This is a genomic window from Paenibacillus sp. LjRoot153, assembly GCF_964253085.1.
GTDB lineage: Bacteria > Bacillota > Bacilli > Paenibacillales > NBRC-103111 > Paenibacillus_E.
In genome coordinates this window covers 1,695,001-1,707,650 of the sequence record NZ_CAXUQH020000001.1, presented here as the reverse complement: position 1 = coordinate 1,707,650, position 12,650 = coordinate 1,695,001, and the positions used below count along the sequence as shown (strand labels likewise).

Annotated in this window: 7 protein-coding genes, 16 tRNA genes and 1 rRNA gene (1 of these 24 running past the window's edge); all 24 read right to left on the bottom strand. The window is 46.0% G+C overall.

Annotated features, from left to right (window positions below):
* Positions 1-53 precede the first annotated feature (53 nt).
* On the bottom strand, positions 54-764 hold the full coding sequence (locus ACSQ8P_RS07495) for a class I SAM-dependent methyltransferase (RefSeq protein WP_436234606.1): 711 nt from the start codon (positions 762-764) through the stop codon (positions 54-56).
* A 20-nt stretch (positions 765-784) separates the two neighbouring features.
* Positions 785-970, bottom strand: coding sequence for a hypothetical protein (locus tag ACSQ8P_RS07490; RefSeq protein WP_436234605.1), 186 nt, complete (start codon positions 968-970; stop codon positions 785-787).
* A 227-nt stretch (positions 971-1,197) separates the two neighbouring features.
* Positions 1,198-2,748 carry an ABC transporter substrate-binding protein gene (locus ACSQ8P_RS07485; protein ID WP_436234604.1) on the bottom strand — a complete coding sequence of 517 codons (1,551 nt, stop codon included), beginning with the start codon at positions 2,746-2,748 and terminating at the stop codon, positions 1,198-1,200.
* Between the two features lie 74 nt (positions 2,749-2,822).
* A complete protein-coding gene (locus tag ACSQ8P_RS07480; protein WP_436234603.1) occupies positions 2,823-3,767 on the bottom strand; it encodes a carbohydrate ABC transporter permease in 945 nt (314 codons plus the stop codon).
* Between the two features lie 15 nt (positions 3,768-3,782).
* A complete protein-coding gene (locus ACSQ8P_RS07475) occupies positions 3,783-4,766 on the bottom strand; it encodes an ABC transporter permease (RefSeq protein WP_173120301.1) in 984 nt (327 codons plus the stop codon).
* Positions 4,767-5,017: 251 nt separating this feature from the next.
* A complete protein-coding gene (locus ACSQ8P_RS07470; protein WP_436234602.1) occupies positions 5,018-6,622 on the bottom strand; it encodes a response regulator transcription factor in 1,605 nt (534 codons plus the stop codon).
* On the bottom strand, positions 6,615-8,378 hold the full coding sequence (locus tag ACSQ8P_RS07465; protein WP_436239474.1) for a cache domain-containing sensor histidine kinase: 1,764 nt from the start codon (positions 8,376-8,378) through the stop codon (positions 6,615-6,617). The genes ACSQ8P_RS07470 and ACSQ8P_RS07465 overlap by 8 nt, the downstream gene beginning before the upstream one ends.
* A gap of 209 nt (positions 8,379-8,587) precedes the next feature.
* Positions 8,588-8,666, bottom strand: a tRNA-Leu gene (locus ACSQ8P_RS07460).
* A gap of 18 nt (positions 8,667-8,684) precedes the next feature.
* Positions 8,685-8,773, bottom strand: a tRNA-Leu gene (locus ACSQ8P_RS07455).
* Between the two features lie 12 nt (positions 8,774-8,785).
* Positions 8,786-8,859: transfer RNA gene (locus ACSQ8P_RS07450), tRNA-Cys, on the bottom strand.
* A gap of 10 nt (positions 8,860-8,869) precedes the next feature.
* Positions 8,870-8,944 (bottom strand) — tRNA-Gly (locus ACSQ8P_RS07445).
* An 8-nt stretch (positions 8,945-8,952) separates the two neighbouring features.
* Positions 8,953-9,024, bottom strand: a tRNA-Gln gene (locus ACSQ8P_RS07440).
* A gap of 22 nt (positions 9,025-9,046) precedes the next feature.
* Positions 9,047-9,119 (bottom strand) — tRNA-His (locus ACSQ8P_RS07435).
* Between the two features lie 25 nt (positions 9,120-9,144).
* Positions 9,145-9,218 (bottom strand) — tRNA-Trp (locus tag ACSQ8P_RS07430).
* Positions 9,219-9,231: 13 nt separating this feature from the next.
* Positions 9,232-9,313: transfer RNA gene (locus ACSQ8P_RS07425), tRNA-Tyr, on the bottom strand.
* Between the two features lie 9 nt (positions 9,314-9,322).
* Positions 9,323-9,398: transfer RNA gene (locus ACSQ8P_RS07420), tRNA-Thr, on the bottom strand.
* A 16-nt stretch (positions 9,399-9,414) separates the two neighbouring features.
* Positions 9,415-9,490 (bottom strand) — tRNA-Phe (locus ACSQ8P_RS07415).
* A 22-nt stretch (positions 9,491-9,512) separates the two neighbouring features.
* A tRNA-Asp gene (locus tag ACSQ8P_RS07410) sits at positions 9,513-9,589 on the bottom strand.
* A 12-nt stretch (positions 9,590-9,601) separates the two neighbouring features.
* Positions 9,602-9,678, bottom strand: a tRNA-Met gene (locus tag ACSQ8P_RS07405).
* Positions 9,679-9,734: 56 nt separating this feature from the next.
* Positions 9,735-9,807 (bottom strand) — tRNA-Val (locus ACSQ8P_RS07400).
* A 14-nt stretch (positions 9,808-9,821) separates the two neighbouring features.
* A tRNA-Glu gene (locus ACSQ8P_RS07395) sits at positions 9,822-9,896 on the bottom strand.
* Positions 9,897-9,911: 15 nt separating this feature from the next.
* A tRNA-Ser gene (locus ACSQ8P_RS07390) sits at positions 9,912-10,003 on the bottom strand.
* 3 nt (positions 10,004-10,006) lie between these two features.
* Positions 10,007-10,082: transfer RNA gene (locus ACSQ8P_RS07385), tRNA-Asn, on the bottom strand.
* 82 nt (positions 10,083-10,164) lie between these two features.
* A 23S ribosomal RNA gene (locus ACSQ8P_RS07380) occupies positions 10,165-12,650 on the bottom strand; it runs 429 nt beyond the window's last position.

The window sequence follows — 12,650 nt, the reverse complement described above, 5'->3', positions numbered from 1 at the left end:
TTTCTCATATGCTTCGCCATGAAGGAATCATTATCCTGCTTCTTATTGTGTCCTTAGTCTTTGGAGCCAATCATTAGGGTGTAACCCATATAAGGATGATACTTGCTGACCAGCTCATCATACCGAGCTGTGATCTGCCATACGCGGGGATCCATGAAGGATTGTCGATCAGATAAATGAACAGGATCTGGATGCTGAACCTGATCTTCGAACATCGTCAATGGGAAGGGATGGATGCCTGTCGAGGTGACAGCACCGAATTTATTGCTCTCCAGCAGCTCCTGCCACTCTTCCAGCTTATAGATCTTACTCACCCCATAGAAGCTGCACAGTGCCCTATGAATGCCTGCTGTCATATCTTTTACCTTAATCACTTCTCGGTCATACAGCTTTCCTTCTGGTTTTAATACCCGATAATACTCTGATACAGCTTTCTGAGCGTCTGCGAAGTTCGTGACAGATTCCACCATCACGACATCGAAAGTTTGAGCCTCGAACGGCAGCTGACAGACATCCCCAATCAGGAAATTCACCTGGGCTCCCTGCTTCTCCGCTCGAATCTTGGCTTTATTAATCATTTCTGGACGTATATCAATGGCAGTAACGTCACAACCTTGCTCTGCCAAATAACAGGCTGTTCTACCTGTTCCGCAGCCTACTTCCAGCACCTTTTTCCCTTTGTCGATCGGATATCTCTTCAGTTGCTCGATGGTCTCTCCAAATCCCCCGGGATGTGCGTTTCCTATCCCGAGCTTCGCTAACATATCCAAGTAATCGATAGCCCTTACACCTCCGCAATGGCATTACGTTCTTTTTCTACCATATGGAAGGCTACTGTTACTTGTTCAACTTCTCGCCATCTTTTAACAAAAACAGGCACTTGCCTAAAAGTCGTGATTGTCCCTATAGATTTAGGCGAAACACCCAAGCAAATCGTGACATCTCTCCATAGGATAGTATTGTCTCTCATTCGCTTCTGCGGAAGAGCATTCCTAGAGATGGGGGGTGACATAAATGGGTGTTGCTGTAGGTACTGGTGCAGGTTGTGGTACTGGAAGTTCCGCTGCTGTTGTTCTTGTATTGTACGTATTGTTAGTTATCGTATTAATGACTTTTGTTTGGTAATTAGCCATACATGTTATACAAATATAAGGAGCCAAGGCTCAATTGAGCCTTGCTCCTTATACATAGATCATGCTATTTTTTCGAAGCTGCTAAGAAAGCATCCAATTGCTTTTGCTTTTCAGCTATGATTTTATCAATGCCTGCTGCTTTCATTTTATCTTGATATTTCGGCAAGGAAGCATCCATATCCACAGAACCGGTATCCATCGCTGCATCGAATTCTTTGCCTACGTTAACTGCTGCAGCCACTTGGGTTTTAACAGGCTCGGAGTCGAACGTAAAGCCTAGTCCTGGTGATTTTTTGCCTGATTTATTGAACTCTTTGAATTTATCCCATTTCTGTGGATCTTCATTATCGTACAAGTAGTTCAAGAATTGGTTACCGAACTGCCATGCAGCACCTGGTGCATAATTTTTGCCTGCATCTGTTGCTTTAATAATGTTTTCCGACACTTTCGTGTAGTGCGTACCTTCGATACCAAAGTTGATGAGATTGTTTAATTGTTTATCCGTGTGCAAGAGGTTAATCACCATCATCGTACGAGCTGGATCCTTGGACGTTACGGAAATACCCAACATGGAGCCCGCTGTGTCGCCGGTGGAAATTGTACGTGGTGTCAACTCGATTTGGCCAAGTTTACCTACCAAGTTCGTTGCATTTGCCAGTTCACTATCTTTACCTGGTTTCAAAGAAGATGTAATCATGAATACATTCCCGGATTTCAAAGCATCTTGACCCGACAATTGCGTTGTAGCTGCATCTTTATTGACATACCCTTTTTGCATAAAATCACGTGTTAATTTCAAAATTTCTTTATAACGCGGTTGATCCCATTTCGGAATCACTTTTGTATCTGTGCCATCTTTCATAATAACACCTGGAATTGTGCTGTCACCTAGATAGTCATATTGTGCCAAATAGTGCGCATTCAGGTTATCCCCGTCGCGAAGGAAGAAAGCTGTCATTTCTGGCTTTTTCTCTTTGACTGTTTTCAGTACATTAGCCAGATCTGCCATCGTCTTCACAGCCGTCATATCAATGCCTAACTCTTTGGCAATATCAGCGCGATACACAACCCCACCGGAAGCTGCGAGTTCTTTATTCGTTGGCACACCATAATTTTTACCGTTGATTTTAGCACCTTGCAAGAACGCTGGATCCAAGGAATCCGTAATACCCTTTCCATATTGCCCAATCAAATCATTCAGCGGCATCAACGCGCCTTTACCTACATTGACAGCGTGACCATTCCATTGTGCTGTAAATAAGATATCGAACTCTTCACGTGACGCAATCATTAAGTTCGTCTTGTTATCCCATTGACCCCAGTCGATTGGCATTAATTTGATCGTTGCATTGATTTTTTCTTTCAAAACCTTGTTCATAGCTTCTTCTACTTTAGCTTGATCCGGCTGTGGTGTACCAGGGTAGACTAGTTTCACTTCATAAGGCTTCAAATCTGTTGTAGCTGCTTTCGTAGCAGCAGGCGCTGTACTTGTTGCTGGTGCTGCAGTAGCACTCGCTGCAGGCTCTGGTGTGCTCTTCGAACAGCCCGCCAAGGTGAGTGATAACGAAAACGTTAGTGTAAGAAGTGCAAGAGTGCTTTTTTTCAAAGCTTTCATTGATGGATTGCCTCCCTTTATCTCAATTCTTCTTATATGCTAAACCAGTCTATACTGGTACAAGCCGTGTTTAACTATCCTTTTATTGCACCAACCGTTAGGCCTTTCTTAAAATACTTCTGGAAGAATGGATACGCGAACACGATCGGCCCTATTCCGAGTACTGCCATCGCCATACGGACAGTTTCCGTTGGTAGTTGTAGCATGCCCCCTGCTTGGGATAAACCTTGACTCGCTTGCACATTCGAGGTTAAGAACTGTATATCCAGCATGGTTTTGTACATCATGAACTGTAGGTTGATGTTTTTACTGCCAGAAATGAACACCAGACTGAGGAACCAGTCATTCCAATAATTCAGCACCTGGAACAAACCAACTGAAGCCAATACAGGTAATGAGAGAGGAATAATAATTTGACTGAAAATCCGAACCTCACCGGCTCCATCAATCTTCGCTGCTTCGATTAAAGGCATCGGAATCGAATTCGCAAAGAATGTCCGAAGCAATAGGACAAAGAAGGCGGAGACTAACAAGGGCAGCATAAGTGCTGCGATGGTATTTTTCAAGTCCAGCATCTGGGTATAAACAAGATACCATGGAACGAGCCCACCATTGAAAAGCATGGTGAAAAACATGAAGAAGGAGAAGAAGCTTCTATGTGGAAAGTCACTTCGCGAGATCGGATACGCATAGAGTGACATCATCACTAAACTAATCGCTGTTCCTACCGTTGCTAGGAAGACTGAGATCCCGAAGGAGCGCAGGATTTGATGCCAATCCTTGAACATGAACTTATACGCTTCTAAGCTCCACGCTTCAGGAATGAAATTGTAGCCATGTATGAGAACTCCCTTTTCATCTGAAAAGGATACGATGATAACCAAAACCAGAGGCATAATACAAGCTGCGGTATAAATCCAGAAGAACACGTTAACCAACAAATTCGCTGTAGGCGTTAATTCATTTGGTCCCCGTTTCTTGGCTATCCGTTGTTTACGTACTGAAATTGCTTCACTCATGACAGCCACTCCTTCTTAAAATAGTGCATTCTCTTTGCTAACTTTTCTTACAAATAAGTTCGTAACCAGAACAAGTAGGAAGCCCACAACGGCTTGGTACAAGCCTGCTGCTGATGACATTCCGATATCCCCCATCGTTAGGAACGTTTGATACACATACGTATCTATAACTTGTGTCGTCGGAAATAAAGCGCCTGCATTTTTGGTTACTTGGAAGAATAGACCGAAGTCCGCATAGAAAATTCTCCCTACTTGAAGCAGTGTCATCGTAATCATGACCGGCATAATCAGCGGAATCGTGATGCGTTTGACTTGCTGCCATTTATTCGCTCCATCAATTAATGCCGCTTCATAATACTCATGATCAATTCCTATAATGGCTGCCATATAGATGACCGTATAGTAACCAAGGTTTTTCCATGTGTTCACAATCGGTAGAATAACCGTCCAATATTTCGGCTCTGTATACCAGTCAATCGGCTCTATACCTAATTTAGGCAGGAGTACTGTATTCACGAAGCCATGCTCGGCGCCCAAGAAAGCGTATACCAGATAAGCTACACACACCATGGAGAGAAAGAATGGCAGAAACATCGTGCTTTGATGAAACTTCGATAGAAATTTGCTGCGCATCTCATTAAACATAATAGCCATTGCAACTGCGATTACCAAATTCAATACGATAAAAACCAGATTATACGAGATCGTATTTCGAGTAATGACCCACGCAACCTCACTAGAGAACAGATACTTGAAATTATCGAATCCTACCCATGGACTTCCTAGAATCCCTTTTGTGTAATTCACATTTTTAAAAGCAATCAGAACGCCCGCCATTGGGATGTAGTTGTTAATGATGAGCAGCAGCGCTGCTGGTGCCATCATCACATAAAAGATCCAGTATTTGCGAACCGTCCATAGAAAGTTCGATTGAACCCTAGTTCGTTTGGTAGTACGTATAGGGGCTGCCTGCGCTGCCGTATTTGGAGTATCGTTCATCTTTTATTTTGCTCCCCTTTCCATTCAATCCGCTTGCATCCTCTCTCTTATAGGTTCATTGTAAAGTGTTTAGAACTAAATCTCTATCTTCGTAGTGACCGAATAAGCACTTCTGTGACATTCGTCTAAACCTTGATTTGCCTACCATCTATCCCTGGAAAGTTCAAAAAAAGCTACCCATTCCTGGGCAGCTTTTTACCATGCCATCTTAAGTTGTTTGAACACCTCTGATTCCATACCTCAGAACCTCATCAGCCCTGAAAGTTTTTCCGATACTCTTGTGGGGAAAGACCCGAATACTTCTTGAACATTTTCGCGAAAAAGGAAAAATGAGAATAGCCCGTTTGCTCCGCTACATAGCTGATCTTATCGTTGGTTTCCGCAAGCAGCTTCATCGCTTTCTCCATCCGAACCTTCAGACTGTACTCCGAGATGGAAAGCCCCGTTTCTTTCTTAAATAAACGCGATAAATAAGCCGGATTGAGAAACACAGAAGCCGCCAATTCCTCTCTGCTAAGCTCTTCCTCCATATGTTCGTCAATGTATTGGCAAACCTTCGCTGTAACTGCTGAGACGCCTTTCAGGTGGCTATTCATATAGTCACAGCTTACTGTAGCGATGCGAACAGCCCAATTCCTGAGTTGATTTAATGATCGCGTCGCACTGCTATAGTCCTGTAACTCTTGATGAGGGAGCATATCATGTACAGCTAATCCTTTTTTGTGCAAAACATGATACACCACATGCAACAACCCATAATAGAAAGCCTCTACGGTTTCAGAGCCCACGTCATCAGTCTTCTGCAGACGATCAATATTCTCCTGAATGCGAGCTACCAGCTCTGCCTTCTTTCCAGACTCTAATAACACAATCCAATCGGAAAAGGTTGGCGCCTGCGGCTTGTTCATAAGCGGTTGATCCGTTTCATTGTCCAAAAGCACACAGTTACTTTTCGTCACATTGTTCCGCTCATTCTGAAAAAGATCCGCCACCTTCGCCGTTAGCTTAAGTAAAGGCGTTTCCTCGCCTACATAGCAGGACAAGCTGCACTGGAAATAACGGTGACAAGCACTGATATACGCCTCGCACTTCGCTTTGATGTCAGATAGAGATAGTTCGCTTCCCTCAGCCACATACAGGAGAACTAAAGATGAACCATTCTCTTGAATTACACAGCCAGCCTGTTCCACAACAATAATTTCAGCAGCAGCTTTCCGAATCGCATACTCCATAATCTCTTCATCTCTTGCATTCAGCTCTTCCTTCCAGTGCTCCACACTTATCAGAATGGGTAGGATCCTGCTTGTCATGTCCAGTGGGATTTCATACATCTGGAAATTGCGAGTCAATCGCTCTTCATTAGCAGGTATTTTCCCACTTAATAGCTCCTGCCAAAACTTCTCAACCAATGTCGGCAGCTCATTGACCCAGTGACTGTAATACATCTTATACGTTTCATGAAAATCAATTTGCTCCTGATCTTCTTTAATCTTCTCAATGGCGAGCTTCACAATGTCTTGCAGTCGATCGTGATCTACTGGCTTTAGTACGTAATCAAAGCTTCCTAAACGAACAGCCTGCTGCGCATATTCAAAATTCGCATGACCCGTCAAGAAAATCGTCTCCGTATGCGGTGAATTCGTTCGTACCCACTCCTGCAGCTGCAAGCCATTGCTACCCGGCATCTCGATGTCCGAAATCATAATGTCAATTCGATTCTGAGATAGCACCTGCTTCGCTTCATTCACATCAAGTGCTTCAAAAATCTGACCTATCGGAAACGACTCCCAATCGATCCCCACTGTTATTCCTTTTACCGCGATCTTCTCGTCGTCAACAACTAATAAGTTAAACATCCTTCTCCGTCCCTTCCACAATGGGGGTGTGAAGCGGCAGCCTAATTTGAACCAAGGCCCCTCTCTCCGGCTTATTCAGAAATCTTAGCGCAACTTTGTTCCCATAATTCATCTGCAACCGATGCCGTACATTCCATATCCCAAGATGCTCATCGCCTGATTGATCCAAATACTGAGCTGAATTTAATTGCTGCAGCATTTCCGGTTGAAAGCCATCCCCGTTGTCACTTATCGACAAGAGGAAGAACTCCTCAGGTGCTTCTGGATCTTGCTCCGCTTTCACTTGAATGACGAACGTACCGTACTGCTTCGTAAACCCATGGATCACTGCATTTTCTACAAATGGCTGTACAATGAGCGGAGGAATAGCGTATTGGCTATATGTCTCTGGTAATTGGATGTCAAACGTCAAATTGTCCGGATATCTCATGACTTGAATTTCCAAATAATTGCGAATATGATCGATCTCATCCTTCAGTGTCATCGTTGTCCGATTCGTACGCATAATAAAGCGGAAATAATCGGCCAGATGTAGAGACATCTTTTGAACGGATTTCGTATCTTTTAACGCCGCGAGGTTATAGATGATATTTAAACTGTTCATATAGAAGTGAGGATTAATTTGCACCTGCAAATGCTTAAATTCAGCCTGCTGTACGCGTATCTTCTCCTCATAGACCGAAATCTTCAAATTCTCAATCTGATCCACCATGTTATTAAAAGTAGCTATCAGAAAAGCAAACTCCGTCGAGCTGCCTTCATGCAACCTGATTGACAATTCCCCTTGGGCAATCTTCCTCATTCCACGAATTAATTGCATCAATGGCTTGAATAAGATGCGCTGCACATACAACAAATAAACTCCAAGCACGAACGCTCCGCCCAATGGTAAAAAGTAAATCAATAACTGCAAATACGGTAAATTCTGCAGCATATTTTTCTCGGCAATAATGAGCTCATATTCCAAATCTGCATGTGAGGAGGCTTCCCGCACAATCAAAAACTGCAGATCAAGCTCCTTGTCTTTGACAATTTGAAAACCTGAGGTCTTCGGCGCGATTTGATCACTTATGTTCTTATACCTTTGTAATGGAAAATAAGAGTTTGTTAACGTAGTGCCATCTGGAGATACCACAATGGTGCCTCCACCTTCTCCTGTGTCCCACTTGCTGAGAGGCTCAACCATACTGCTCATTTTAATGAGAATGCCGCCTGACAGCCCTGCGCCCAAATCCTTATTAATCTTCATCAAATAGTGATCACCGTTCGCTGCCTTCATAATAAGCCAGTTGCCATTCGAGCTGTCATTAGGACGTGTCTTCGAATTTTCCACAATGAATTGTTTCACGGTCTGAACACGATCATAGTAATACGTATTTTCCCTTGTCGATACTAGAAGATCCCCCGTCGTATTCGAAAAGACGAAAAACGTGTTGACCAAATTGTATATATCCAGCTGTCGGGTTAACTTATTGAACAAGCGCTGCTTGGCAAGGACATAATCATCCGATTCCAAAGGGTACAAGTTCATATTAATCACATCAGGATCACTATAGAGATGAAATAAATAATTATCGAACTCTTTGAGCGTATTATCCGTGTCCTCCACGTACTGCTGCAGAAGCTTATTATAGTTTTGAGAAATTTGATCCCTCACTACATTCATGGAATACACATTATTAAATATGAGAAATAGGACCAAGGGAGCAACCACCAGCACAAACCCAATAAAAATCTTAAATCTTACCGAATTCACAATATTCAAAGAGTCTCCGCCTCATTAGTCATTTTTGGGAATGAACTTCCATTGTAAGCATTCCCTTTCTATTTTACTATCTGTAAAACACATATACATAGCATTTTAGATACAATGTGTACGAAGTAAATTACAATCTTCCGTTCTAAAAGTGAACAGAAAAAAAGCCTATGAAATCATAAGATTTCATAGGCTTTCTTTGTTCGTTATACCGGCAAGAGGACTCGAACCTCCACCCTTTCGGACTCGATTTTGAGTCGAGCGCGTCTGCCATTCCGCCATGCCGGCATAAACTTGTAAAAACAATGGTGCCGAAGACCAGACTTGAACTGGTACGGTAGTCACCTACCGCAGGATTTTAAGTCCTGTGCGTCTGCCGATTCCGCCACTCCGGCTTATAAATTTTGTGGAGGCGCCACCCAGATTCGAACTGGGGGTAAAGCTTTTGCAGAGCTCTGCCTTACCACTTGGCTATGGCGCCTTAGTAATAATGGAGCGGAAGACGGGGATCGAACCCGCGACCCTCGCCTTGGCAAGGCGATGCTCTACCGCTGAGCCACTTCCGCATATAAAACTGGGGATCAAGGATTTGAACCTTGGCATGACGGAGTCAAAGTCCGTTGCCTTACCGCTTGGCTAATCCCCATTATGTTGCTTAGGTAATAATGGGCGGACGACGGGACTTGAACCCGCGAATGCCGGATCCACAAACCGGTGCGTTAACCCCTTCGCCACGACCGCCACAATATTAAGTTTCTTGCATTTTTGGCAGGGGCAGCAGGAATTGAACCCACACCAAAGGTTTTGGAGACCTTTGTTCTACCCTTAAACTATGCCCCTACAAAAAGGAAAATGGAGGCTGATGGATTCGAACCACCGAACTCGAAGAGAGCAGATTTACAGTCTGCCGTGTTTAGCCACTTCACTAAGCCTCCACAAAGCAATGGTGCCGTCGAGAGGACTTGAACCCCCAACCTACTGATTACAAGTCAGTTGCTCTACCAGTTGAGCTACAACGGCTTATTAAGTTTTTAAATGGTGGCTTTGGACGGAATCGAACCGCCGACACGAGGATTTTCAGTCCTCTGCTCTACCGACTGAGCTACAAAGCCTAACTAGATTGTGTAATAATAATGGCGGAGCTGACGGGATTCGAACCCGCGGTCTCCTGCGTGACAGGCAGGCATGTTAGGCCACTACACCACAGCTCCACATGTATTATTTGGTTGCGGGGGCAGGATTTGAACCTGCGGCCTTCGGGTTATGAGCCCGACGAGCTACCGGGCTGCTCCACCCCGCGTCATTAAGTATAAGTCACGTTTCCTATTAAATCAAGTCTTTCATAAGGAAAAGTGATGGAGGCTGACGGGATCGAACCGCCGACCCTCTGCTTGTAAGGCAGATGCTCTCCCAGCTGAGCTAAGCCTCCATGGGAAGTAAAAATGGTGACCCGTAGGGGACTCGAACCCCTGTTACCTCCGTGAAAGGGAGGTGTCTTAACCACTTGACCAACGGGCCTTACTAGAAAGATTGTGGCGGAGAGAGAGGGATTCGAACCCTCGAGACGCTTGTGACGCCTACACGATTTCCAATCGTGCTCCTTCGGCCAGCTCGGACACCTCTCCATATGGCTCCCCGAACAGGACTCGAACCTGTGACAACTCGATTAACAGTCGAGTGCTCTACCAACTGAGCTATCAGGGAATAGAAACGATGAATCTTTCAAGGATTTATTCCTTGAAAACTAGATACGAAACTTCAACGTAAAGTACTATACTCAGGAATTTTGGTTAAGCCCTCGACCGATTAGTATTCGTCAGCTGCATACGTTGCCGCACTTCCACCTCGAACCTATCAACCTCGTCGTCTACAAGGGGTCTTACATACTGGGAAATCTCATCTTGAGGGGGGCTTCGCGCTTAGATGCTTTCAGCGCTTATCCCCTCCGTACATAGCTACCCAGCGATGCCTCTGGCGAGACAACTGGTACACCAGCGGTACGTCCATCCCGGTCCTCTCGTACTAAGGACAGCTCCTCTCAAATTTCCTACGCCCGCGACAGATAGGGACCGAACTGTCTCACGACGTTCTGAACCCAGCTCGCGTACCGCTTTAATGGGCGAACAGCCCAACCCTTGGGACCTACTTCAGCCCCAGGATGCGATGAGCCGACATCGAGGTGCCAAACCTCCCCGTCGATGTGGACTCTTGGGGGAGATAAGCCTGTTATCCCCAGGGTAGCTTTTATCCGTTGAGCGATGGCCCTTCCATTCGGTACCACCGGATCACTAAGTCCGACTTTCGTCCCTGCTCGACTTGTAGGTCTCGCAGTCAAGCTCCCTTATGCCTTTGCACTCTGCGAATGATTTCCAACCATTCTGAGGGAACCTTTAAACGCCTCCGTTACATTTTAGGAGGCGACCGCCCCAGTCAAACTGCCCACCTGACACTGTCCCCATACCGGATCACGGTACTAGGTTAGAACTCCGATACGATCAGGGTGGTATCCCAACGGCGCCTCCACCCAAGCTGGCGCTCAGGCTTCAAAGGCTCCCACCTATCCTGTACAGATCGTACCAAAGTCCAATATCAAGCTGCAGTAAAGCTCCATGGGGTCTTTCCGTCTTGTCGCGGGTAACCTGCATCTTCACAGGTATTAAAATTTCACCGGATCTCTCGTTGAGACAGCGCCCAAGTCGTTACGCCATTCGTGCGGGTCAGAATTTACCTGACAAGGAATTTCGCTACCTTAGGACCGTTATAGTTACGGCCGCCGTTTACTGGGGCTTCAATTCATAGCTTCGGGTTGCCCCTAACCACTCCTCTTAACCTTCCAGCACCGGGCAGGCGTCAGCCCGTATACTTCGCCTTGCGGCTTCGCACAGACCTGTGTTTTTGCTAAACAGTCGCTTGGGCCTTTTCACTGCGGCCCCCTCGGGCTATTCACCCTACCGAGGCACCCCTTCTCCCGAAGTTACGGGGTCATTTTGCCGAGTTCCTTAACGAGAGTTCTTCCGCGCGCCTTAGAATTCTCTTCTCACCCACCTGTGTCGGTTTGCGGTACGGGCACCTTCGCCTGGCTAGAAGCTTTTCTTGGCAGTGTGAACTCATGACCTTCGGTACTTAAATTTCCCTCCCCATCACAGCCCAGCCTTACGATGTGCGGATTTGCCTACACATCAGCCTCACTGCTTGGACGAGCATCCATCAGCTCGCGTCACTATCCTTCTGCGTCACTCCATTGCTCATAACGGCTACGGTGGTACAGGAATTTCCACCTGTTGTCCATCGACTACGCCTTTCGGCCTCGCCTTAGGTCCCGACTTACCCTGAGCGGACGAGCCTTCCTCAGGAACCCTTAGGTTTTCGGCGGATCAGATTCTCACTGATCTTTTCGTTACTTATACCGGCATTCTCACTTGTATGCGCTCCACCTGTCCTTACGGTCAGAATTCAACGTACATACAACGCTCCCCTACCCATGCACATACGTGCAAGCCATAGCTTCGGTGGCGTGTTTAGCCCCGTTACATTTTCGGCGCAGAGTCACTCGACCAGTGAGCTATTACGCACTCTTTCAATGGTGGCTGCTTCTAAGCCAACATCCTGGTTGTCTGTGCAACTCCACATCCTTTCCCACTTAACACACACTTGGGGACCTTAGCTGATGGTCTGGGCTGTTTCCCTTTTGACAATGGATCTTAGCACTCACTGTCTGACTCCCGGATTTAAGTTTGTGGCATTCAGAGTTTGACTGGACTTGGTAACCCTTGGCGGGCCCCGCACCCAATCAGTGCTTTACCTCCACAACTCAACATCCGAGGCTAGCCCTAAAGCTATTTCGGGGAGAACCAGCTATCTCCGAGTTCGATTGGAATTTCTCCGCTACCCCCACCTCATCCCCGAATTTTTCAACATTCGTGGGTTCGGGCCTCCAGTGAGTGTTACCTCACCTTCACCCTGGACAGGGGTAGATCACACGGTTTCGGGTCTACGTCCACGTACTAAAGCGCCCTATTCAGACTCGCTTTCGCTGCGGCTCCGTCTTTTCAACTTAACCTCGCACGGGAACGTAACTCGCCGGTTCATTCTACAAAAGGCACGCCATCACCCATATAGAGGGCTCTGACTTTTTGTAAGCACACGGTTTCAGGTTCTTTTTCACTCCGCTTCCGCGGTGCTTTTCACCTTTCCCTCACGGTACTGCTTCACTATCGGTCACTAGGGAGTATTTAGCCTTGGCAGATGGTCCTGCCGGATTCCGACGGGGTT